Raw genomic sequence first — 21,957 nt, 5'->3', positions numbered from 1 at the left:
GCGCAAGGCGCCCGCCGCCCTCGTGCGGGCGCCGGCAAGCATTCGCTGCAACATTTCCCCCGGTGACGCCAACCATGCAAACCCTGTCCCTCTCGCGCCTGAACTGGCCGCGCGGCGCGGTCGTCACGCTGACGGCGATCGCGATTTTCCTGCCGCTCCTGCTGATCTTTTACCAGAGCTTTTTGTCGGCGCCGTTCTTCGTGCCGAACAAGGTCATCAGCCTCGATGCCTACCGCTTCATCTTCGACGATCCCGATTTCAGCCAGGCCTTCACCAACGGTGCCATCCTGTCGGTGGGCATGACGGCAATCGCCTTGCCGCTGGGCGCGATGCTGGCCTTCCTGATGGTGCGCACCGATTTGCCGGGCCGGGTCTGGCTCGGACCCATGCTGCTGGTGCCGGTCTTCGTGTCGCCGATGGTGATGGCCTTCGGTTACGTGGTGTCGATGGGGCCGGTCGGCTTTTACACCACGTGGATCAAGCAATGGACCGGCGTGCAGCCCTGGAACATCTATGCGTTCTCCAGCATCGTCGTCATCGCCGGCCTGACCCACGTGCCGCACGTGTACCTGTATGCATCGGCGGCATTGAAGAGCCTGGGTTCCGACGTCGAGGAAGCGGCGCGCGTCGCGGGCGCGTCGCCGCTGCAAGTGGCCTTGAACGTGTCGCTGCCGATGATCATGCCGGCGCTCGCCTACGCCGGGGTGCTGGTGCTGTTCCTCGGCTTCGAAGTGTTCGGACTGGTGCTGGTGCTGGGTGATCCGGAAGGACATCTTGTGGTGGCGACCTATCTGTACAAGCTGACCAACAAGCTCGGCACGCCGTCCTATCACCTGATGGCGGCCGTCGCGGTCTGCCTGGTCGCCGTCACCGTGCCGCTGGTCCTGTGCCAGCGCTGGCTGCTCAAGACGGCCAACAAGTATGTCTCGATCAAGGGCAAGGGCGCGCGCCAGAAGCCGCTGCCGCTGGGGCAATGGAAATGGATCGCATTCGGGCTGATCGCCGTCTGGCTGCTGCTGACCATCGTCGTGCCCCTGTCGGGCATTGCGCTGCGCGCCTTCGTCGCCTACTGGGGTGAAGGCGTGAATCTGCTCGACGTGCTGACCATACAGCACTTCACGGACATTCTGGACCAGCCTTCGCTGCTGCGCGCCATCCTCAACACGGTGCTGATCGGCGTGGTCGGCGGCGGACTGGCCGTCGTGTGCTATTCGGCGATTGCACTCGCGATGCACCGCAAGCCGGACGGCATCACCCGCTTTCTCGATTACAGCGTGCTGATTCCGCGTGCCGTTCCCGGCCTGCTCGCCGGCCTGGCGTTTCTGTGGGTCTTCCTGTTCGTGCCGTCCACGCTCGACGGCATGCTGAAGGGCATGGACAACAGCGTCGCGCAATGGCTGTCGGAGAATCTGATTCCGCAATTGCGCGAGCTGCGCTCGACCATCTTCTCGGTCTGGCTGGCCTACTCGGTGGTGTGGCTGGCCTACGGCTTGCGCCTGATCTCGTCCGCGCTGCTGCAGGTCGGACCGGAATTGGAAGAAGCGGCGCGCGCCGTCGGCGCCCGGCGCGGACAGGTCACGCGCGACATCACGCTGCCGCTGGTGCGTTACGGCATGCTCGGCGCCTGGCTGATGGTGTTCCTGATTTTCGAGCGCGAATATTCCACCGGCGTGTACCTGCTGTCGCCCGGCACCGAAGTGATCGGCGCAATGCTGGTCTCGATGTGGGGCTCCGGCGCGGTCGACCTGGTCGCGGCGCTGTCCTTCATCAACATCATCCTGGTCGCCATCGGCCTGGGCATCGCCTTGCGCTTCGGCGTGAAACTGCACGATTAAAGGTAAGGAACCATGAAAGAACTCTCGGTCGATAATCTGTATCTCGATTACGGAAGCGGTGCCGCGGCCAACGCAATCCTGAAGGGCGTTTCGATGGAATTGCAGCGCGGCGAAGTGGTCGCGTTGCTCGGCCCTTCCGGCAGCGGCAAGACGACGCTGCTGCGCGCGGTGGCGGGCCTGGAAAGCCCGAAGTCCGGCAAGATTTACATCGGCGAGCGTGCCGTGTTCGATCACGAACGCCGACTGGACACGCCGGCCGAGGAGCGCAACCTGGGGCTGGTATTTCAATCCTATGCACTGTGGCCGCACAAGACCGTGTACGACAACGTCGCCTACGGTCTCAAGCTGCGCAAGATGCGCGGCAGCGAGATCGCCGCGCGCCTGGACAAGGTCCTGCCGCAGCTCGGCCTCGGCCAGCTGGCGCAACGTTATCCGCACCAGTTGTCCGGCGGGCAGCAGCAGCGTGTCGCGATTGCACGCGCGCTGGTGTACAACCCGCCGGTCATCCTGCTGGACGAGCCCTTGTCCAACCTCGATGCGAAACTGCGCGAAGAGGCGCGCGCCTTCCTGCGCGAGCTGATCGTGCGCCTCGGGCTGTCGGCATTGATGGTGACGCATGACCAGAGCGAAGCAATGGCGATCGCCGACCGCATTCTGTTGCTCAACAACGGCAAGATCGAGCAGCAAGGTATTCCGCAGAGCATGTATGAAACACCCGACACCTTGTTCGCCGCCGAATTCATGGGCAGCAACAATCGCCTGCCGGGACAGGTGCTGCAACGGGACGGCGCACGCGTGAGCCTGCGGTTGGACGGCGCCACGCTGCACGGCACGGCGCGCGGCACCAATACCGGCCCCGAAAGCACGACCGTGATCCGGGTCGAGCAGGTGCTCGTAGCGGCGACGCAGGTCGACAACGCGATCCGGCTGCCGCTGCTAACCTGCATGTATCTCGGCGACCGCTGGGAATGCCTGTTTCATCGCGGCGGCACCAACGAAATCAAGCTGCGCGCCTATACCTCGCAGAAGCTGGAAGCGGGCGAATACTGGCTGCAACTGCCGGAGGACAAGTTGTGGGTCTTTTGACAGCTTCCTGAAACGAGCCTGCCCCTTCTTCCGCGCCATTGCATTTGTTTGATCTGGCCGGTGGACTTCCAGCGCTCCTTGCGAGCAAGCTTAAGAGAGCCTTAAGCTGGAGCTGCGATAAAGGAATCACGATTGGACAAGGGAGAAGGGCATGCGTCTGCTGCTGGTTGAAGACGATCCACTGCTCGGTGACGGCATCGAGAGCGGACTGAAACAGGCGGGCTTCACCGTCGACTGGGCCAGGGACGGCCATGCGGCGCAGCTTGCGCTCGACACTACCGAGTATGAGCTGGTCGTGCTCGACATCGGCTTGCCGCGCGTGTCCGGCCTGGACGTCCTGCAGCAGCTGCGCAGACGCGGCAACGATCTGCCGGTGCTGCTGCTGACGGCGCGCGACACGGTGCGCGACCGCGTTGCCGGCCTGGACGCGGGAGCCGACGATTACCTGGTGAAACCCTTCGACCTGAGCGAACTCGTGGCACGCGTACGCGCCTTGCTGCGCCGCGCGCACGGACGCAGTGCCGCGGTGATCCGCTACGGCGACATGGAACTGTCGCCGGATACCATGTGCGTCACGCGCGGCAGCGAACAGATCCAGTTGTCCGCGCGCGAATGCGCGGTGCTCACCGATTTGCTGGAACATCGCGGCACCGCCCTGTCGCGCGCGCGCCTGGAAGAAAGCCTGTACGGCTGGAACGAGGAAGTGGAAAGCAATGCGGTGGAGGTCCACGTCCACAACCTGCGCAAGAAGCTCGGCAATGAGCTGATCAAGACCATCCGTGGCGTCGGCTACCTGATCCGGAAGGAGACGCCGTGAAGCCATTCTCGATACGGCGCCGCCTGCTCGGACTGCTGCTCGGCAGCCTGGTGCTGGTGTGGACCGCCATGCTTGCGTACGGCTATGTCGAATTGCGCGAGGAAGTCGGCGAACAGGCCGACGCGCGCATGGAGCAGAGCGCGCGCACGCTGCTCCTGCTCGATCTGAAGCGGCTGCATGCGCTGGTCGGCCGGGACCGGGAACACAATGGCAAGCATGAGGACGGCGATCATGACGACAAGCATCCGAAGTATGTCGACTTCCAGGTGTGGAGCGGCGAGGGCGAATTGCTGCTGCACGCGCCCGGTGCGCCCGACGCCGCCTACGACCCGCATGTCGGGCACGGATGGGTGAGCGTGGGCGGCAGCGAATGGCGCACCTTTGCCTTGCCCGACCCGAAGCGCGGCTACCAGGTGCGGGTGTTCGAGACGCACGGCGCCCGCACCTATCTGGTCAACAAGCTGGCCTTGCGCATGGCGCAGATGTTGCTGATCGCACTGCCCTTGCTCGCGCTGCTGATCTGGCTCAGCATCCGCCGCGGCCTGATTCCGCTGACGACCATTTCGCGCGCAATTGGTTCACGCAGCGCCGACAATCTTCAGCCGCTCGATCTCGCCAGCGTGCCGACCGAGGTGCAGCCGCTGGTCGATTCATTGAACAAATTGCTCGAAAGGTTGTCGGAATCCATCGACAGGGAGCGCTCATTCACCGCCGATGCTGCCCATGAATTGAGAACGCCGCTGGCAGCGATCAAGGTGCAGGCCGAAGTCGCACTGGCCGCCGGGGACGAAGATCAACGGCGGCACGCGATCCAGCAAGTCATCGCCGGTGTCCAACGCACCACATATCTCGCGCAACAGCTGCTGCTGCTGGCGCGGCTCGACCATGTCGACGCGGCGCAACTGCAAGCGGTCGATCTCGGCCGGCTCGCGGCGGACAGCGCGGCGCGTTATGCGGATGCGGCCGAAGACAAGGGCATCGAGCTGGAGGTCGACGCGCAGGACGCCTGCAGCATGCAGGGCGATCCGGTTGCGCTCTCGGTGCTGGTCGATAACCTGCTCGACAACGCGATCAAGTATGGTCGCGACGGCGGACATGCGGTCCTGAAGGTCTGGCGCGAAGCGGGGCAGTTGGTGTTGCGCGTGCAGGATGACGGACCGGGTGTGGCAGTGCCCGAGCGCGCGCGTCTGACCGATCGCTTTTTCCGGGTGGCGGGCAGCGGTGTGGCCGGCAGCGGGCTGGGTCTGTCGATCGTTGACAGGATTGCCAGAAGACACGGCGGACGGATCAGTATCGGCGACGGCCTCGATGGAAAAGGCCTGGGCGTGACGGCGCGTTTTCCTGTTTGAAATGTCAATGTCAAGGTGGAAATTCGACGAAAAAAACATGGCGCGACGCGGCATGATTTGGGGATGCTTTGTCGGCACGAATCGTTTACAGTGTGCTGAATTCGCGTCCGACAAACGGGCCTCGCATACGTCGAAGGACGCGTCGAATATCGTTTTGAAATCAGCAGCATCGTTTTGTTTTATCGCTTCCTTATTTGCTCATGAAACCCGTTGCACCCGGCACTGTCATCTTCCATCGCTTTCGCGGCTATGGCGTCATCACCTCGGTCAATCTGCTGACCGGCTGGGTGTCTGCGCGCTTCGGCGATGAAGTGCGCAGCCTCGATCTGAATTTGTCGCATGACGATCTGCAGCACGCGGACGGCGAACCGATCCACTTCCGGCGCGACCCGCCCGACCGCATGCCGCATGCGCGGCTGATGGCGATGGTGCGCGAACTGCATCGCGCCGGCTATCAGCGCTTGTACCTCTACAGCTGGCCGAAGCCCTCGGGCTTGCACTGGCGCTGGCATCTGTTCACCGGCCGGCGCAACTGGATGGATCGCCCCTGGCGTGAAGGCTGGTATGGCTCCGGCGCGGATTACAACTTCAATCCCATCCTCGGCTGGGGCGACCAGCCCGCCGCCACGGCGAAGGAACTGGTGCGTTCGCTCGCGCAGTTCGATCCGCAGGGATTGGCACAGGCCTTGAGCCGAGATGAAGACCACACGAAGTGGTTCGATGAGATTTGCGAGGCCTTGCTGCCGAACTATGCCTACACGCTGGGCTGGGATGTGCGCGACGGCCGGGTGCCGGATCATCTGCCGGTCATTCCGGTACGGCGCGGCGTGCCCGCCTATGCCGGACCGTCGCTGCCCTGGCCTCCGGGCTGGACGCGCATGTGGACCGGCGGCAGCGCGCTGGTGAGCATGCGCTTTAAAACAGATCCCGCTGACGCCCCGTCCGGCGTCGCTCGTTGATCCGCGCGATCGACGTCTCGCGCGGGCCGGCGATCAGGGTTACCGCATCGCCGGCCTGCAATTCGCCGGGTTCGACCACGCGCAGGTAAAAGCCGGTAATCCCGGCTTGCACCATCATCTTCGCCGCGTGCGCAAAATCCATCCGTGCATTGAACTTGTAGCAGGGCTGGCGCGGTTCCGTCACCTCCAGCAGCGCCGTGCCGATGCGCAGGCGATCGCCCATGCACACATCCGATTCCCGCACTCCCTGCAGGGTCAGGTTCTCGCCCATGGAGCCGGGCGGCAGCGGCTCGTCGCGCTTCAACGCGGCAAGGCGCTGCGCTTGCCAGAATGGATAGTGTTCCGATGGATAGGCATACACCGCCTTGTTCAATCCGCCGTGCACGCTGAGGTCGGCCTGCTCGTCGCCGACAAAGCCGAGTTTCTTCAGCTGTTGCGGTCCTTGCACCGCCTGCTTGTGGATACCGCTGACGATGCGGCGCGTGCGATCCGACTGCGCAACGAACAGTTCGCCTATCGTCCCGAGGTTGACGCTCAGCACTTGCATGCGACTTCCGCGAGATGCTTCCGTTTCGAGAGATTGGCCGCGAACAGCGAAACCGCGATGCCTGCCGCCATCGGCAGCGCACCGAAGAAGGACAGGTTGGCCGTTCCCTGGGTCGATACGATCAGGCCGCCGATGAAAGCGCCGGTCGCCTGCCCCAGGTAGATCGCGGACGAATTCATCGATACCGAGGCCGACGCCAGTTGCGGCGCCATCGATACCAGCCGCGCCTGCTGCGCGCCGTTGACGGCGAAACAGCCCAGGCCCCAGATCAAAATGACGACGACAGTCACCGGCAGCGAGCCGCGCGTGAGCGGCCACAGGACGATGGCCGTGAGCATGCAACCCATCGCGGCGACGCCGACGCGCACCGGACCAACGCGGTCCATGACGCGCGCGCCGATCACATTGCCGGTCACGCCGGTGATACCGAAACAGAGAAACAGCAAACTGATGACGGTCGGCGTGGCGCCGATGAAATCCTTCAGCAGCAGAGCCATGTAGGAAAACACGGTGAACATGCCGAGCGCCTGGATGGCCGTCACCGAAATGGCCAGCAGCAAGGGGGTATTCGCGAACAGCGCTTTCCATGCCGCGCGATCCATCGGCGCGATGAACAGTCCGGACGGGATCTGCTTCCAGACGCCTGCCGCGAACAGTGCGGCGAGCAGTCCGACCATTGCCATGGTCGGACGCCAGCCGATATGCGCGCCGAGGAAGGCGCCCATCGGCGTGCCGACCACGGCGGCAATCGACCAGCCGAGGAACACCAGCCCGATCGCCTTGCCACGCGTCTCCGGCGGCACCATCAGTCCGGCGGTGGCGGCCGCCTGCGCGGTGAAAATCGCGGCGCCGATGGCGGTGACCATGCGAGCGACGAGCAGCGTGCCGTACTCCGGCGCGAAGGCGGCGACCAGGTGCATCACCGCATACAGCAACAGCGAGGCGACCAGCAGCTTGCGGCGGTCGATCGCGCTGGTCCAGCTCGCGAGAAACGGCCCGGTGATGCAGATCGTCATGGCGAAAGCGGAAATCAGCATGCCGACCCGCGCCGGGGCGATGGCAAGGTCGGCGCTCAATTCATTGAGCATGCCCGGCACGATCATGACGCCGGTGCCGATGGCGAAGTTGCCGAGAGTAAGTGACCACAATCTGGGTTGCATGGAGGCTCCGAAATAGAACCCTCCAGTGTAGCGAAAGACGAACGACCGTGCTGAAGCCGGCTTCCGGCTTCGACGGGAATCAGCGCGGTGCCTGCGGATTCAGCACGTTCTTCGGCGTGCCGTTGGCGAAGTCGACCACGTTCTGGAACGCCGCGCGGAAGTACAACTCGTAACTGTCCTTCTCCACGTAGCCCAGGTGCGGCGTCGCCAGCACGGTGGGAATGCGCAGCAGCGGCGCATCGGCGGGCAGGGGTTCGCTTTCGAACACGTCGAGCGCGGCAAAGCCGGGCCGGCCGCGCTGCAGCGCCGCCTCCAGCGCACCGGCCGCCACCAGTTCGGCGCGGCTGGTATTGACGAACAGGGCATCGGGCTTCATGCGCGCCAGGTCGGCCTCGGTGACGAGGTTGCGCGTGGCATCGGAGAGGCGCAGATGCAGGGTCAGGACATCGGCTTGCTCGAAAAAGCGTTCGCGGCTCGGCGCGGCCGCATGACCGTGACTGCTTGCCGCTGCCCGGCTGGCTTCGCTCCCCCAGACCATCACCTGCATGCCGAACGCCTTGGCGTAGCCGGCCACCAGCCGGCCGATGCGGCCGTAACCCCAGATGCCGAGCGTGCGGCCCTTGAGCACGCGCCCCAGCGTGTTCAGCTCGGGATTGATGGACGCGGTCTGCCACAGGCCGTCGCGCAGATTGGCGGCGTACTGCGGGATCTTGCGCGAGGCCGCCATGATCAGCGCCCAGGTGAGTTCGGCCGGCGCGGTCGGATCGCCCACGCCTTCCACGATGGTGATGCCGCGCTCGGTGGCCGCCTGCACATCGACGTGGCCGCTGACCTTGCCGGTCTGGGAAATCAATTTCAGCTTCGGCAGCTTGTTGAGCAGAGCAGCCGACAGGCGGGTGCGCTCGCGGATCAGGACCAGCGCATCGAACTCCGTCAGCCGGACCGCGAGTTGCCCGATGCCACGGGCACTATTCGTGAAAATCTGGACTTCGTGGCCTGCGAGCAAGGAAAAACAGTCCAGATTCCGTACACAGTCCTGATAGTCGTCAAGAATCGCAACTTTCATACGAATTTTTCAATCAATAGAAGGATTTCGTAAAAAAACGACGTTAACCGGGAGCATCAAAATGGCATACTACATTAGTCAACAATTATTACTACAATTTCTTGAGAATCATTGAGTTACGTACGCACGCCGTGTACAATCGGCGACTTATTTTCTGAAAATTTTGGTGAAATTTGCAGGCCTACCGGCCCGGGCATTATTCCATTTTTCGGGTTATGCGGTCACTACCCGACCGCCTTCGACAAGACCGCCGTACCGCTAGCGTGAGACAACTAGCCGAGCCAAAAGCTGACGACGATCCTGCCGCACAAGGACAAGACAGAATTCTTAATTGGCAATGGAGGTAGTTTATGAATCAGCCCGTTATGGGAGGTATCGCAGCTTTGAACGCGCCAACTTACGTCAAACAGCGCAAGCTGATCAGCTGGGTGGCCGAAATTGCCGCCCTGACCAAGCCGGACCGCATTCACTGGTGTGACGGCTCGCAGGAAGAATACGATCGCCTGTGCGCGGAAATGGTCGCCGCCGGCACCATGAAGCGGCTGAACGAGGCCAAGCGCCCGAACAGCTACCTGGCCTGCTCCGACCCGTCGGACGTGGCGCGCGTCGAAGACCGCACCTTTATCTGCTCGGCCAAGCAGGAAGACGCCGGCCCGACCAACAACTGGGTCGCCCCCGCCGAAATGCGCATCACGCTGAACGCGCTGTTCGACGGCTGCATGCGCGGCCGCACCATGTATGTGGTGCCGTTCTCGATGGGTCCGCTGGGTTCGCCGATCGCGCACATCGGCGTCGAACTGTCCGATTCCCCCTACGTCGCCGCCAACATGCGCATCATGACGCGCATGGGCAAGGCCGTGTTCGACGTGCTGGGCGCCCATGGCGAGTTCGTGCCTTGCGTGCACTCGGTCGGCAAGCCGCTGGCTGCGGGCGAGCAGGATGTCGCCTGGCCGTGCAATTCGACCAAGTACATCGTGCACTATCCGGAAACCCGCGAAATCTGGTCCTTCGGCTCCGGCTACGGCGGCAACGCGCTGCTGGGCAAGAAGTGCTTCGCGCTGCGCATCGCCTCCAACATGGGCCGCGAGCAGGGCTGGCTGGCCGAACACATGCTGATCCTCGGCGTCGAATCGCCCGAAGGCAAGAAGCATTATGTGGCGGCCGCTTTCCCGTCGGCCTGCGGCAAGACCAACTTCTCGATGATGATCCCGCCGGCTGCCTTCAATGGCTGGAAGGTCACCACCATCGGCGACGACATCGCCTGGATCAAGCCGGGCGCCGACGGCCGCCTGTACGCGATCAATCCGGAAGCGGGTTACTTCGGCGTCGCGCCGGGCACCAACACCGCAACCAACTCCAACTGCATGGCCTCGCTGACGGCGAACACCATCTTCACCAACGTCGCACTGACCGACGACGGCGATGTATGGTGGGAAGGCATGACGAAGGAACCGCCGGCACACGCGATCGACTGGCAGGGCAAGGACTGGACGCCGGAAATCGGCAAGGAAACCGGCCGCAAGGCGGCGCATCCGAATGCGCGCTTCACCGTCGCCGCGACCCAGAATCCGGTAATCGACCCGGCCTGGGACGATCCGGCCGGCGTGCCGATCTCGGCCTTCATCTTCGGCGGCCGCCGCTCGACGACCGTGCCGCTGGTGACCGAAGCCCGCAACTGGGTAGAAGGCGTGTACATGGCCGCGACCATGGGCTCCGAAACCACTGCTGCCGCAGCCGGCCAGATGGGCGTGGTGCGGCGCGATCCGTTCGCGATGCTGCCGTTCACCGGCTACAACATGAGCGACTACTTCCAGCACTGGCTCGACATGGGCAAGAAGATCGCCGCGTCGCCCGCAGAGCTGCCGAAGATCTACTGCGTGAACTGGTTCCGCACCGATGAAAACGGCAAGTTCGTATGGCCGGGCTTCGGCGACAACATGCGCGTGCTGAAGTGGATGCTGGACCGCCTGGCAGGCACGGCGGGCGGCGTCGAGAACATCTTCGGCATCTCGCCGCGTTACGAAGACCTGAAGTGGGACGGCCTCGCGTTCTCGCAGGAGCAGTTCAACACGATCACTTCGATCGACAAGGCGGCATGGGAAGCGGAACTCAAGCTGCATGCCGAACTGTTCGACAAGCTGAAGTATCACTTGCCGAAGGAATTGGCAGCCGCCAAGGAGCAGCTGGAGAAGCGGCTGGCGGCCTAAGCCGAAACAGCCATCTTCCGCTGAAGCGGCAGGACAGGAACAGCGCGGCAGGGCGACCTGCACGCGCTGTTTTTTTGCCTTGCGGGCAGGAATCAATTAGAAGCTTTCTTCATCGGCATTTCCAAGCACCTTGTCCCCCAATAAGATCGATTTCCACCGTTAATAAAAATGCAATAACGGCACGGGAAAATCCAATCCACACGGGAGACAACATGAAAACATCCGGATTCCTCGGCTTCGCCTCGCTGCTGTTCGCGTCCGTCCTGGCGCACGCCGAACTGGTCGCGACCAATGTCAGCAATGCCGAAAACACGCTGCAAACCAGCAACCAGCGTCTGTTCGCCTCCTCGCAGGGGGCGTTTTACGAAATCACGCTGGGCAGCAGCGGCTGGAGCAAGACGCCCCTGCCGGTCCGCTTCCGGGACGGATCCGCCCGCTCCTGCTATTTCCTCGGCATCACCGAGAGCGCCGGCATGGTCTATACCGCCTGCACCGAGGACTCGCTGAATCCGCTGGCGAAGAAGCATTTGTTCGGCCTCGACATCTTCCAGCCGGCGCCGCAGTTGACGGAAGTCGGCGAACTGCATGGCATGGCGCTGCCGAACGGGCTGGCGGCCGATGCCAGCGGCAATCTCTATGCCGCCGATAGCGGTTGGCCGCTCCTGCCCGGGACGATACAGAAGATCACCCTTGCCAGCGCCTATACGATCGCCAGCCAGACCACCTTCCACCGTTTCTTCGCCTGCAAGCCGAACGGGCTGCGCTATGCCGGCGGCAAGCTGTACGTCACGGTCAACCCGTTCAGCTATGTGGGCGTGTCGCAATTGCTGCGCTACGACCTCGGAGCGGGCGGACTCGGCAATCAGGTCTCGCTGTACAACTCTCTGGCCTTCCTGGACGATTTCGCGCTGGTGAATGGCGGCGCGGTGCTGGCGGAATACTTGGGCGGACGCATCGTGCATATCAGCGAGCAGGGCCATGAGTTGCATCGCGCCGGCTTTTCGCAGCCGACGTCGGTCAGCTTGCTGACTGCCTCGGCATTCGGTCCCGGCAGTCTGCTGGTGACCGAACGCGGGGCCGGCAACGTGCAGCATTTCGTCAACGACTGGGGACTGCAGCCGCGCCATTAAGCGAATTCTTGCAATTCAGCTAATGGCGTAACGATTCATTACAAAATAAATCTTGCCGTACGGCAATATTGTGGGAAAATAAGATGACTGTCCCGCATCATTAGAATTGTTTTTTCCGGGTGGCAGAATTCGACTGAAGATCTGCACCGCGCGAAAAAATCCTTCAATATTGCGGTCCGCTCGTTAACCTACATTTAAGCAGCAAGGAAATGGCATCCCCCTCGTCTGAAGACGCCCGCGCCAACCCGGTTCCCGCAGAGATGCGGACCGAGATCCTGCAGGAGCTCGTCGAAATCGCTTCCACTGTCGCCAATGCGCAGATTGAAGGATTTACGGAGCGCCTGTCGGATGCCTTGCTGCGCGTGTCGCAGGCGTGCGTCGACCGGACCGAGGCCAAGCTTCATCTGGATGCCGCCAACCTGCTCAAGCAGAACCGCTACCCGTTTTTCTTCGTAGTGTCCTCGCGCCTGGCCGCGGCCCTGCAGCAAGAAGTGCAAGCGCTGGAGAACGCCGCCGAGGCACGCCATGCACCGGTCGTCGCACCCAGCACCTTGCCGCCGGACATGGAGATCGACAAGAAGCTGTGCCTGATCAAGGCCGGCCGTTCCATCGAAAGCGAACACAGCGAGCGGATGGCCGCACTGAATACCCGGCTGGCACGCCTGCTAGGCCGCGAGCAGCTGAACAATGCGCACAACCCGTTCCGCCCGCATGTTTTCCTGTCGGTGATCCACGACGCCTGGTGCGAATTCCAGCCCGACCGCAGCCTTCATCACCTGGTATTCCCGCTGTTGCAGCCCAAGCTGTCCTTCGACATGGCGCCGATCCTGCATGCGATCAACTCGGCCCTGATCAAGCGCGGCATTGTTCCGACCCTGGCGCAATCCTCCCAGCCTGAAGCTGCCGTGCCAATCAAGGCAGCGGCGCAGGAAGAGCCGGTAGAAGAAGATGCGCTGACGCAGCAACTGCGCCGCCTGTTCCCGCCCGAAGAACCTGTTGTCGCGAAAAGCAGCAGCCGTCCGCTGGACGACGCCTTTCCGGTGCTGTTCCAGGAAGAGGCCGTGCATGCGGCGGCCGCGCGCAATGAATTGCTCGAATACCTGAGCAGCCTGCAACAGGCGGAATCGGAAATGCGTTCGCCCGTCGCCGGCGCCGAACAGCCGAATCTCGCCACGCTCGACGAAATGAAGCGCCGCATGCCGCATGGCATGCTCAGCCCGACGGATGAACATACCTTCGAGCTGGTCGCCAAGGTGTTCGACGTGCTGTTCGAGAACAAGAACATTCCCGCCGAGATGAAGGAATTGATCGCGCAGTTGCAAGTGCCCGCCTTGAAGGCGGCCTTGATCAACAAGGATTTCTTCTTCAAGGAATCGTTCCCGGCGCGGCGCAGCATCGAGCTGCTGGCCAGGATCAGCGTCGGCTGGGATGCGACGAAGGGCAGCAGCGATCCGCTCTACCTGCTTGTCCAGCGCAGCGTGCAACGCATCCTGCAGGAAGCCGACCACCGGATTTCCGTTTTCGCCGATGTGGCCGGCAGCCTCGAAGCCTTCATCAATCGCGAAGAAACCGCCACCGCGCAAACGCTGTCAAACACGATTTCCCATGCCTTGCAGCAGGAAAAACTGCAGCAGGCCGCCAAGGCCGCCAAGCATGAAGTGGCGCTGCGCATCGGCACCGGTGAAGTCGTCGCTTTCGTGGAAACCTTCCTGGAAGACAAGTGGGTGCCGGTGCTGACGCTGGCCTACACGGTCAAGGAAGAAAAGCCGGAAGCCGTCGACAGCGCGATCAAGACCATGGACGACCTGTGCTGGAGCGTCAAGCCCAAGATCACCATGGCCGAGCGCAAGGAATTGCTGGCCAAGCTGCCGCCGATGCTGGCGATGCTGAACAAATGGCTGGACCTGATCAAGTGGGATGAGGCCGAGCGCACACGCTTCTTCGCCGAACTCGCGCGCTGCCATGCGTCCATCGTGCGCGCGCCGCTCGAACTGTCGCCGGAACGGCAGATGCAGATCGCTCTGCAGGTCGCCAAGCGCGCAGCGGAACGCCGCCTCATGCGGCAAGCACGGCAGAAGCCGGAACCGCAACTCGACGAATTCGACGAACAGGTCGCAGGACTGCAGCGCGGCACCTGGGTTGAATTCAGGCGGCTCAACAGCGTGGCGATGAAAGTCAAGCTGGCATGGGTCAGTCCGATGGGCAGCCTCTTCATATTTGCCACCCGCGACCGCCAGGAAGCCCTGTCGATGTCGGCTGAAGAACTCGCGCAAAGCTTGCGCACGCAGCGCGCGCGCATCCTGTCGGTTGCCGGCCTGATCAATGGCGCGCTGACCGCGGCGCTCGGCATCGATACCGCGGGTAATGACGACGCGCAATCGGCGGCATAAGACCGCTTAGCAGGCTGTTGAAAAACGTAGCGAGCGGGCCGAGACTGGAACCGAGGAGCGCACGCGTACACCTGTACGCAGAGCACCGCAGGCCCCAGGATCGGCCCGCGCAGTAGTTTTTCAACAGCCTGTTAGGCTTGCCAAGTCTCGCTTAAGGCTACAAAGGCCTGTTCCCATCCGCTTCACCGAGTCGGCTTTCGCCTGGAAGCGCGCGCAATGCCTTGCCGCATTTCGCGCCGCGTCATCCATTTCCGCAACCGCACAAAAAACCGGGCACAAATCGGCCGAAACGTTGTCAGATTTGTTTGATGTCCTGCTTCACCTCCCTTCAACTACCTGGACTCCTTGCACGGAGTTCGACTGGCGCATGAAGATAGCCCAAGTATCCCCCATCTTTGAGAGTGTGCCGCCGAAAGCCTATGGCGGCACGGAACGCGTCATTTCCTACCTCACGGAGGAACTGGTCAAGCAGGGACATGAAGTCACCTTGTTTGCGTCCGGCGATTCCGAGACCGCGGCGCGCCTCGTTTCTCCCATTGCAGAAAGCCTGCGTCCCGATGTGTTGCGCCCGGCCTGGCTGGCCTACCATATCATCCAGATGGATCAGGTTTCCGAGCTGGCCGACAGTTTTGATGTGATTCACTTTCACACCGACTACCTGCATTTTCCACTGGCCAAGAGCCTGGGCAGGCCGTATGTCACGACCTTGCACGGGAGACAGGATCTGCCGGAACTGCAGCCGCTGTACCGGCACTTCCATGATGTGCCGCTGGTGTCCATTTCGAATCACCAGCGCACACCCTTGCCCGAGGCCAACTGGTGCGAAACCGTGTATCACGGCTTGCCATCGGACCTGCATTCATTCCAGGAAAGCCCAGGCGACTACTTCGTCTTCATCGGCCGCATTTCCCAGGAAAAACGGGTCGATCGCGCCATCGATATCGCCAAGCAGTGCGGCGTGCCGGTCTACATCGGCGCCAAGATCGACAAGGCCGACGAGCCCTACTTCAATGCATGCATCAAACCGCTGCTGCGTGATCCCCTGGTGCAATTCGTCGGCGAGGTCAATCAGCGCGAAAAGCGCGAGTTGCTGGAGCACGCGCGCGCCCTGCTGTTTCCGATCGACTGGCCCGAACCATTCGGCCTGGTCATGATCGAAGCCTTTTCCTGTGGCACACCAGTGATCGCTTATCGCAACGGTTCTGTGCCGGAGATCATGGAAGACGGCGTCACCGGCTTTGTCGTGACGAACCAGGACGAAGCAGTGCGCGCGGCGAAAAACATTGATGCGATCGACAGGAAAGGCTGCCGCGAAGCCTTCGACCGGCGCTTTACCGCCACGCACATGGCGGAGAATTATCTGCGCGTCTACCGGCGGATGCTGGGCTAGCGGAACAAGACCAACGAAACACGCAAGCGAACGGGAAACGCAATGGTTGAAAAAATTCAACTCGGCGAGCAATGGTATATCCTCGCCACCTCTTCGCCGGCCGATGAACGCCGGCGCGTGCTCAAGCACAACGATACCTTCGCCATGTTCGACCGCTTCGGCGATGTGCAGCCGATGGGCCTGGGCGAAGAAGGCATCTACGACGGCGACACCTGCTTCCTTTCGCAGCAGGAGTTGCTGATCGAAGGCGTGCGGCCGATGCATCTGAATTCGACGGTGCGCGACGACAACGGGCTGTTCATCGTCGAGCTGATGAACCCCGACCTCTATCCCGCCGGGAAGAAACACATTCCGAAAGGCGAACTGCATATCTTCCGTGGCAAGCTGCTGCTCGATGGCACCTGCTACGAGCATATCCGCATCGTCAACTTCGGCCTCACGCCGATCGAAGCGACGGTGTCGATGGAGTTCGGCGCGGATTACAAGGACATCTTCGAGGTGCGCGGCTTCAAGCGCGAAAAGCGCGGCGAATACCTGACGCCGCAAACCACCGATCAGGAACTGCTGCTCGGCTATCGCGGCCTCGACAAGCAAGTGCGCAGGACACGCATCCACTGCGACCCCGTTCCGAAAAAGCTGACCGCGCGGCAGGCTGATTTTGACATTGCGCTGGAGCCCAAGGCCGAGGTGCATCTATACGTGACCATCAGTTGCGAGCACAATGACCAGCAGCGCCCGCCGCCGACCGATTACTTCACCGCCTTCACCCAGGTCAACCACACGGTCAGTTGCTCGCTGCAGGGCCGCTGCAAGGTCGTCACTTCCGACCCGCTGTTCAACAACTGGCTCGATCGTTCGACCGCCGACCTAGTGATGCTGACCACGAGCCGGAAGGAAGGCGACTACCCCTACGCGGGTCTGCCCTGGTATTCCACCACCTTCGGCCGCGACGGCATTCTCACCGCGCGCGAATACCTGTGGATCGATCCCTGCCTGGCGAAGGGCGTGCTGACCTTTCTCGCGGCCACGCAGGCGACCGAACTCGATCCCGAGCGCGACGCCGAACCGGGCAAGATCCTGCACGAAGCACGCAACGGCGAACTGGCCGCACTGAATGAAATCCCGTTCGGGCGCTACTACGGCACGGTGGATGCGACGCCGCTGTTCGTCGGACTCGCCGGCGCCTATTACGAACGCACCGGCGATCTCGACTTCATCCGCAGCATCTGGGACAACATCCTGCGCGCGCTGCACTGGATCGACCATTACGGCGACCGCGACGGCGACGGCTTCGTCGAGTACGCGCGCTACAGCGAAACCGGGCTCGCGCAACAGGGCTGGAAGGATTCGCAGGACTCGGTGTTCCACGCCGATGGCCGCCTGGCGGATGCGCCGATCGCCTTGTGCGAAGTGCAGGGCTATGTGTATGAAGCGAAGCTGCGCGCGGCCGAGCTGGCGAGGCTGCTCGGCGACCACGCGCTGGCGAAGAAACTGCACGATGCCGCCATGCTGCTGAAGAAGAATTTCAATGAGGCTTTCTGGTGTGAACGCATCGGCACCTACGCGCTCGCGCTCGACGGCGAGAAGCAGCAATGCGAAGTGGCCTCCTCCAACGCCGGCCACACCTTGTGGAGCGGCATCGCCACGCCGGAATACGCGGCGCGCATCGCGGACCAGTTGCTGAGCGAGGAATTCTTCTGCGGCTGGGGCATCCGCACGATTCCGACGAAGGAAGTGCGCTACAACCCGATGGCCTACCACAACGGCTCGGTCTGGCCGCATGACAACGCGCTCATCGCCGAAGGCATGGCGCGCTACGGCTTCACCGCGAAGGCGATGGCAGTCTTCACCGGCTTGCGCTCGGCCAGCTTGTACATGGATCAGAACCGCATGCCGGAACTGTTCTGCGGCTTTGAAAAGCGTCCGGACGAAGGGCCCACTCTCTACCCGGTGGCCTGCTCGCCGCAAGCCTGGGCGGCGGCCAGCGTGTTCTCGCTGCTGCAAGCCTGCCTCGGACTGTCCTTCGACCCGCACAAGCCGGAAATCCGTTTCCGCCATCCGCAACTGCCGCCCTTCCTGGAGACGGTGGAAATCCACGACCTGTCGATCAACGGCGCGACGGTCGACCTGCTGCTGCAGCGCTATCCGAACAATGTGGGCGTGAATGTGATCCGCAAGGAAGGCAATGTGGAGGTGGTGGCGGTGGCGTAGTCGATGTCTGCGCAGGATGCTTGTGTCTGATTCCGGCACAAGCGCCCTTACATCCTTACATCATCTTCGAGCGCAACTTGATGGTTTCCCCCGCAATCATGAAACTGCCGTAGCCCCGGTGGTGCAGGGTGCGGGGATTCTTCACTGTGCGATCCACCCATGCCTTTACGACTTCAAGAACAAAGAAGCCGTATTTCGGCACCATGCTTTTGTCGGCAAGGCGGCACTCCAGGCTCGCGAAGCACTCGTCGATCAAGGGCGCGTTCACGCATTCGGCGGAGCTGGGCGTGAGGCTGAATCTCCGGAACTTGTCGATCTTTGCGCCGTGCGTGTTGCCGATGCCGACGACCTGCTTTGCGAAATCGACGGTCGGAATGTTGATGACGCATTCGCGCGACGACATCAGCATATCGCAGGAGGTGTTGCGATTGCTGATGACGCAGCCGATCAGGGGCGGCTCGAACTCGAGCATGGTTTTCCAGGACAGGGTCATCACGTTCATCTGTTCGGCGTTCGCGGTCGTCAGCAGGATGACCGGGCCGGGTTCGATCAGCGTGTACACCTTCGCCAGCGGGAACGGTTTCTTTGACATGGCAGCGCAATCTCCCAATCCATTATAGGATGCGTTTCATGCATGCAAGGCTGTGCAATCGCGCCCTGTGCGCCATGTCAAACCCATCGCATCACTCCAGCTTGCTGTCCTCCTGTTTCGCCTGCTTCATCGCTTCCGGCTCAAGCTCCTCCGCGTAACGATTGAAGCGGATGAACAGACCCCAGCCGGCCAGCAGGACACCGACCGCGATCAGTATTGCGGCGGCGTTGGGCAGCAAGGCAAGGTCTTCGCGGTTCGCCTTGAACGTGGCAACCAGGCCCTCGATCGCGACAGCGACGACGATCACGACCATGAAGCGCGACAGGAAGCGGCGCGCCCGCGTGGGGCCGCTCATGTGGACTTCACGGATCACTTCTTCCTCGCCAATGGTCTGCGCGATCTGCAGTGCGACGACCGCGACCGTGGTAAGTCCGATGGCTTCGATCACACCCTGCGCGCCGGCGCTGTTCAGCCCGTCGGTCAGCACCGCATGAAACCCGGTGTTGACGGCCATGGCGAGCAGCGTCAGCGCCGCGAGGACAAAGAGCGCGGTGATCAGGAAGTGAATGTGGGCCGACAGGCGCAGCAGCGTTTTCATCAGTGCGCTGCCGTCACGCGCCACACGACATTGCCCACGTCGTCCGCGACCAGCAGCGCGCCCTTGCCGTCGACCGCGACGCCGACCGGCCGGCCCAGCGCCTCGCCCTGCGCATTGACAAATCCGGTGAGGATCTCTTCCGGCATGCCGGCCGGCTTGCCGTCGGCGAAGGGCACGAAGATCACCTTGTAGCCGCTGCGCGGTTTGCGATTCCAGGAGCCGTGCTGGCCGATGAAGGCGCCGCCGGCATAATGTTTCGGCAGCGCGTTGCCTTCATAGAAGGTCAGGCCCAGCGAGGCGGTGTGTGCGCCGAGTGCGTAGTCGGGGACGATCGCCTTGGCGACCATGTCGGGGCGGGGCGGCTTCACCCGTGCATCGACGTGCTGGCCGTAATAGCTGTACGGCCAGCCGTAGAAAGCGCCCTCCTTGACCGCGGTCATGTAATCGGGCACGAGGTCGCTGCCGAGCTCGTCGCGTTCGTTGACGGCGACCCACAATGCGCCGCTTTGCGGTTGCCAGGCGAGGCCGACCGGATTGCGCAGGCCGGAGGCGAACAGGCGCGAGCGGCCGGTCGCAGGATCGATCTCGTGGATGGCCGCGCGCCCTTCCTCCTTGTCGATGCCGTTCTCGCCCGCATTGCTGTTGGAGCCGACGGTCACGTACAGCCGTTTGCCGTCGCGGCTGGCGATGACGTTCTTGGTCCAGTGATGGTTGATCTCGCCGGCCGGCAGGTCGGCGACCTTCACGCCGGGCGCGGTGATCTGCGTCTGTCCGCTGCGGTAGGGGAAGCGCATCAGCGCATCGGTATTGGCAACGTACAGGCTGTCACCGACCAGCGTCATGCCGAAGGGCGAATGCAGGCCGGCGAGAAAAGTGCTGCGCGTCTCGGCCACGCCGTCGCCATCGGCATCGCGCAGCAGCGTGATGCGGTCGGCGCTCTGCACGCCGGCGCCGGCGCGCTTCATCACCATGCCCATGACCCAGCCGCGAATGCCGCCATCGCCTTTCTTCGCCGGCTTGTTGGTTTCCGCCACCAGGACGTCGCCATTGGGCAGGACGGCCAGCCAGCGCGGATGATCAAGCCCTGTCGCGAACGCACTCACCGCGAAGCCGGGTGCGGCGGTCGGCTTCTCGCCATTGCTCCAGCCTTTGACGGGGGCGATATGCACGGTGGGCAGCACCGATGTGACCGGCGGCGGCAGGCTCGGCGCAGGGCCGAAACCGGCGGATTCCGGCAGCTTCGCGGTATCGGCGCAAGCGGTGAGGGAAAGCAGCGTCGAGAAAAGCGCCGGCAAGCCGATATGTCTGTGCATGAATGGCTCCGTTTTCCGAAGGTGGCGGGAATGTTCCAGCGCGCTTACATGAAACCACTGCTCTGTCCACGGAACACACGAACATCACGGAAAGAACTGGTGTTGCATTTTTTCCGTGTATTCCGTGTATTCCGTGGACAATCAATTGATCGATTGTTTTGTCTGCTCAACGCAGGCCCACATGCAAACGTCCTGGGAATATCCCTGTTCGACTTGCGCCGGATCCGCAGGTTCGGAAGGTTTGTCGGCGCTGCCGGATGGAAATTTCTTGATCTGGGAGAAGTGACCGCGCCAAAAGGATTTCCCTTGGCCGCGCGTCCGGCTAACATCATTCTTGACGACATCCCAGGAGGCGTCCATGAACATTATGGTCAAACCTCGTCCCGAGGTTCTTGCTGATTTCAACGTGTTTTGCACGATGCTGACGGAGAAGACCCCATCGCATCCATACGACATCGACAACCTGGTTTCCGCCGGCCTGGTGGAGCCGGTGCCCGGCAGATCCTTCTACCGGCTCACCGCAACGGGTGAAGCGCTGCGAGCCGCACGCGAGGAGTGAGCGGCGCTTGATGGTGTGGGGTGGGGCGGCACGGCCGGCGCGAGCGGCCGCGGTACGGTTTTGCCGCAAATGGCGGGAAAGCCACGTCACCGCGTTGAAGATCGCGCAAGTCCCGCGACCGTCCTACTTTGCGCTCTTCACCGCGTCGCTTTGGCGCTTGTAGTCCTCATATGAGCCGCTGGTGCTTGCCATGCAGCGGCTTCGCTCCGCTGCGTCGTTGATCTTGTTGCACTCGAGTCGCTGCCAACCCTGGCCTGCGCCGTAGAGTTGCTGCGACGAGCAGGCCGACAGCGAGACTGTCGCGAGTACTGCCGTTGCCGAAATCAGAAGGCGCATCTGCAATTCCTCCGGTGTTGTGGCAGGGGGAAGACGAGGTGGCGCCAAGCTTATCAGGGATCGATCACCTCTGCGCAGGCGTCGGTGGGCAGGGCGGCGGCGTGGCCGACGACCGGAACAATCTTGATGGCGGCGCTGGCGACGCGGCAGGGGGCTGCCAGCACTCCGCAGCCGGAAAGAGTTGCCGTCGTAAGCAGTGCAAGCAGCGCGGCGAGTGCGGATTTGGTCATGATGCGGAGGAGAGCAAAAGCCACGATGTTACTTGGCGGAACGCACGCTGCGGGCAAATCGGATCTTTGCTTACAAATATGTCTGCCGCGTGTCGCTACGCCGAGACAGTGTCAACGCAAAACGCTGCGCTCAACTCACAAGCCAACAATCAACGCAATTCAAGGATGCAATAACGGAACTG

The 21,957-nt window shown here is 62.5% G+C and carries 20 protein-coding genes; 11 read left to right on the top strand and 9 right to left on the bottom strand.

Translation table 11 applies throughout. From position 1 onward, the window contains the following. The first annotated feature begins 74 nt into the window (after positions 1–74). The 5 genes from VJ651_RS05860 (at position 75) to VJ651_RS05840 (ending at position 6,046) form a co-directional block, all read left to right on the top strand. On the top strand, positions 75–1,835 hold the full coding sequence (locus VJ651_RS05860; RefSeq protein WP_324106535.1) for an iron ABC transporter permease: 1,761 nt from the start codon (positions 75–77) through the stop codon (positions 1,833–1,835). 12 nt (positions 1,836–1,847) lie between these two features. Next, positions 1,848–2,921, top strand: a complete 1,074-nt coding sequence (locus VJ651_RS05855) for an ABC transporter ATP-binding protein (RefSeq protein WP_324106534.1) — start codon at positions 1,848–1,850, stop codon at positions 2,919–2,921. Positions 2,922–3,072: 151 nt separating this feature from the next. After that, positions 3,073–3,738 carry a response regulator gene (locus VJ651_RS05850; RefSeq protein ID WP_324106533.1) on the top strand — a complete coding sequence of 222 codons (666 nt, stop codon included), beginning with the start codon at positions 3,073–3,075 and terminating at the stop codon, positions 3,736–3,738. Beyond that, positions 3,735–5,087 carry an ATP-binding protein gene (locus VJ651_RS05845; RefSeq protein WP_324106532.1) on the top strand — a complete coding sequence of 451 codons (1,353 nt, stop codon included), beginning with the start codon at positions 3,735–3,737 and terminating at the stop codon, positions 5,085–5,087. The genes VJ651_RS05850 and VJ651_RS05845 overlap by 4 nt, the downstream gene beginning before the upstream one ends. 200 nt (positions 5,088–5,287) lie before the next feature. After that, on the top strand, positions 5,288–6,046 hold the full coding sequence (locus VJ651_RS05840) for an L-asparaginase (protein WP_324106531.1): 759 nt from the start codon (positions 5,288–5,290) through the stop codon (positions 6,044–6,046). Here the strand turns inward: VJ651_RS05840 and VJ651_RS05835 are convergent. From VJ651_RS05835 to VJ651_RS05825, 3 genes are all read right to left on the bottom strand, one after another. Next, complete coding sequence (locus VJ651_RS05835) at positions 6,003–6,593, bottom strand: MOSC domain-containing protein (RefSeq protein ID WP_324106530.1); 591 nt, start codon at positions 6,591–6,593, stop codon at positions 6,003–6,005. The two genes, VJ651_RS05840 and VJ651_RS05835, sit on opposite strands and share 44 nt — an antisense overlap. Continuing rightward, positions 6,581–7,753, bottom strand: coding sequence for an MFS transporter (locus VJ651_RS05830; RefSeq protein ID WP_324106529.1), 1,173 nt, complete (start codon positions 7,751–7,753; stop codon positions 6,581–6,583). The genes VJ651_RS05835 and VJ651_RS05830 overlap by 13 nt, the downstream gene beginning before the upstream one ends. 79 nt (positions 7,754–7,832) lie before the next feature. Then, positions 7,833–8,819: a D-2-hydroxyacid dehydrogenase family protein gene (locus VJ651_RS05825; RefSeq protein ID WP_324106528.1), complete on the bottom strand. Its 987-nt coding sequence runs from the start codon at positions 8,817–8,819 to the stop codon at positions 7,833–7,835. A gap of 350 nt (positions 8,820–9,169) precedes the next feature. Here VJ651_RS05825 and VJ651_RS05820 point away from each other — a divergent pair, with 350 nt between their 5' ends. From VJ651_RS05820 to VJ651_RS05800, 5 genes are all read left to right on the top strand, one after another. After that, complete coding sequence (locus tag VJ651_RS05820; RefSeq protein WP_324106527.1) at positions 9,170–11,026, top strand: phosphoenolpyruvate carboxykinase (GTP); 1,857 nt, start codon at positions 9,170–9,172, stop codon at positions 11,024–11,026. Between the two features lie 212 nt (positions 11,027–11,238). Further along, entirely contained in the window at positions 11,239–12,156 is a 918-nt protein-coding gene (locus VJ651_RS05815; protein ID WP_324106526.1) for a hypothetical protein, read from the top strand. Positions 12,157–12,365: 209 nt separating this feature from the next. Next, entirely contained in the window at positions 12,366–14,546 is a 2,181-nt protein-coding gene (locus VJ651_RS05810) for a DUF1631 family protein (protein WP_324106525.1), read from the top strand. A 367-nt stretch (positions 14,547–14,913) separates the two neighbouring features. Continuing rightward, entirely contained in the window at positions 14,914–15,936 is a 1,023-nt protein-coding gene (locus tag VJ651_RS05805; RefSeq protein ID WP_324106524.1) for a glycosyltransferase family 4 protein, read from the top strand. Between the two features lie 42 nt (positions 15,937–15,978). Then, positions 15,979–18,147 carry an amylo-alpha-1,6-glucosidase gene (locus VJ651_RS05800; protein WP_324106523.1) on the top strand — a complete coding sequence of 723 codons (2,169 nt, stop codon included), beginning with the start codon at positions 15,979–15,981 and terminating at the stop codon, positions 18,145–18,147. 55 nt (positions 18,148–18,202) lie between these two features. Here VJ651_RS05800 and VJ651_RS05795 read toward each other — a convergent pair whose 3' ends face one another. The 4 genes from VJ651_RS05795 to VJ651_RS05780 form a co-directional block, all read right to left on the bottom strand. Further along, the gene (locus VJ651_RS05795) at positions 18,203–18,739 is read right to left on the bottom strand and encodes a flavin reductase family protein (protein WP_324106522.1); all 537 of its coding nucleotides are present in this window, start codon (positions 18,737–18,739) and stop codon (positions 18,203–18,205) included. A gap of 91 nt (positions 18,740–18,830) precedes the next feature. After that, positions 18,831–19,337: a hypothetical protein gene (locus tag VJ651_RS05790; RefSeq protein WP_324106521.1), complete on the bottom strand. Its 507-nt coding sequence runs from the start codon at positions 19,335–19,337 to the stop codon at positions 18,831–18,833. Beyond that, positions 19,337–20,650 (bottom strand): sorbosone dehydrogenase family protein, encoded by a 1,314-nt coding sequence (locus VJ651_RS05785; RefSeq protein ID WP_324106520.1) that lies wholly within the window; start codon positions 20,648–20,650, stop codon positions 19,337–19,339. The genes VJ651_RS05790 and VJ651_RS05785 overlap by 1 nt, the downstream gene beginning before the upstream one ends. 141 nt (positions 20,651–20,791) lie before the next feature. Beyond that, complete coding sequence (locus tag VJ651_RS05780) at positions 20,792–21,016, bottom strand: hypothetical protein (protein ID WP_324106519.1); 225 nt, start codon at positions 21,014–21,016, stop codon at positions 20,792–20,794. Between VJ651_RS05780 and VJ651_RS05775 the strand changes: the two genes are divergently transcribed. Further along, positions 21,009–21,209: a hypothetical protein gene (locus VJ651_RS05775; protein ID WP_136420129.1), complete on the top strand. Its 201-nt coding sequence runs from the start codon at positions 21,009–21,011 to the stop codon at positions 21,207–21,209. The two genes, VJ651_RS05780 and VJ651_RS05775, sit on opposite strands and share 8 nt — an antisense overlap. 123 nt (positions 21,210–21,332) lie before the next feature. On the opposite strand, the gene VJ651_RS05770 is transcribed toward VJ651_RS05775, so the two are convergent. Together VJ651_RS05770 and VJ651_RS05765 are read right to left on the bottom strand one after the other, a co-directional pair. After that, entirely contained in the window at positions 21,333–21,545 is a 213-nt protein-coding gene (locus VJ651_RS05770) for a hypothetical protein (RefSeq protein ID WP_136420130.1), read from the bottom strand. A gap of 53 nt (positions 21,546–21,598) precedes the next feature. Beyond that, positions 21,599–21,775 (bottom strand): DUF6726 family protein, encoded by a 177-nt coding sequence (locus VJ651_RS05765; protein WP_324106549.1) that lies wholly within the window; start codon positions 21,773–21,775, stop codon positions 21,599–21,601. Positions 21,776–21,957: the final 182 nt, after the last annotated feature.

Source organism: Noviherbaspirillum sp., assembly GCF_035254865.1.
Lineage (GTDB): Bacteria > Pseudomonadota > Gammaproteobacteria > Burkholderiales > Burkholderiaceae_D > Noviherbaspirillum.
This window is presented reverse-complemented; position numbering and strand designations above follow the sequence as displayed.

What these genes read in the sequence shown, in the direction of transcription:
- VJ651_RS05835 (WP_324106530.1), bottom strand. Translation starts at nt 6,593, where the DNA reads ATGCAAGTGCTGAGCGTCAACCTCGGGACGATAGGCGAACTGTTCGTT.
- VJ651_RS05785 (WP_324106520.1), bottom strand. Translation starts at nt 20,650, where the DNA reads ATGCACAGACATATCGGCTTGCCGGCGCTTTTCTCGACGCTGCTTTCC.
- VJ651_RS05820 (WP_324106527.1), top strand. Translation starts at nt 9,170, where the DNA reads ATGAATCAGCCCGTTATGGGAGGTATCGCAGCTTTGAACGCGCCAACT.
- VJ651_RS05855 (WP_324106534.1), top strand. Translation starts at nt 1,848, where the DNA reads ATGAAAGAACTCTCGGTCGATAATCTGTATCTCGATTACGGAAGCGGT.
- VJ651_RS05810 (WP_324106525.1), top strand. Translation starts at nt 12,366, where the DNA reads ATGGCATCCCCCTCGTCTGAAGACGCCCGCGCCAACCCGGTTCCCGCA.
- VJ651_RS05790 (WP_324106521.1), bottom strand. Translation starts at nt 19,337, where the DNA reads ATGAAAACGCTGCTGCGCCTGTCGGCCCACATTCACTTCCTGATCACC.
- VJ651_RS05775 (WP_136420129.1), top strand. Translation starts at nt 21,009, where the DNA reads ATGAACATTATGGTCAAACCTCGTCCCGAGGTTCTTGCTGATTTCAAC.
- VJ651_RS05780 (WP_324106519.1), bottom strand. Translation starts at nt 21,016, where the DNA reads ATGTTCATGGACGCCTCCTGGGATGTCGTCAAGAATGATGTTAGCCGG.
- VJ651_RS05825 (WP_324106528.1), bottom strand. Translation starts at nt 8,819, where the DNA reads ATGAAAGTTGCGATTCTTGACGACTATCAGGACTGTGTACGGAATCTG.
- VJ651_RS05765 (WP_324106549.1), bottom strand. Translation starts at nt 21,775, where the DNA reads ATGACCAAATCCGCACTCGCCGCGCTGCTTGCACTGCTTACGACGGCA.
- VJ651_RS05830 (WP_324106529.1), bottom strand. Translation starts at nt 7,753, where the DNA reads ATGCAACCCAGATTGTGGTCACTTACTCTCGGCAACTTCGCCATCGGC.
- VJ651_RS05850 (WP_324106533.1), top strand. Translation starts at nt 3,073, where the DNA reads ATGCGTCTGCTGCTGGTTGAAGACGATCCACTGCTCGGTGACGGCATC.
- VJ651_RS05795 (WP_324106522.1), bottom strand. Translation starts at nt 18,739, where the DNA reads ATGTCAAAGAAACCGTTCCCGCTGGCGAAGGTGTACACGCTGATCGAA.
- VJ651_RS05840 (WP_324106531.1), top strand. Translation starts at nt 5,288, where the DNA reads ATGAAACCCGTTGCACCCGGCACTGTCATCTTCCATCGCTTTCGCGGC.
- VJ651_RS05815 (WP_324106526.1), top strand. Translation starts at nt 11,239, where the DNA reads ATGAAAACATCCGGATTCCTCGGCTTCGCCTCGCTGCTGTTCGCGTCC.
- VJ651_RS05805 (WP_324106524.1), top strand. Translation starts at nt 14,914, where the DNA reads ATGAAGATAGCCCAAGTATCCCCCATCTTTGAGAGTGTGCCGCCGAAA.
- VJ651_RS05800 (WP_324106523.1), top strand. Translation starts at nt 15,979, where the DNA reads ATGGTTGAAAAAATTCAACTCGGCGAGCAATGGTATATCCTCGCCACC.
- VJ651_RS05860 (WP_324106535.1), top strand. Translation starts at nt 75, where the DNA reads ATGCAAACCCTGTCCCTCTCGCGCCTGAACTGGCCGCGCGGCGCGGTC.
- VJ651_RS05770 (WP_136420130.1), bottom strand. Translation starts at nt 21,545, where the DNA reads ATGCGCCTTCTGATTTCGGCAACGGCAGTACTCGCGACAGTCTCGCTG.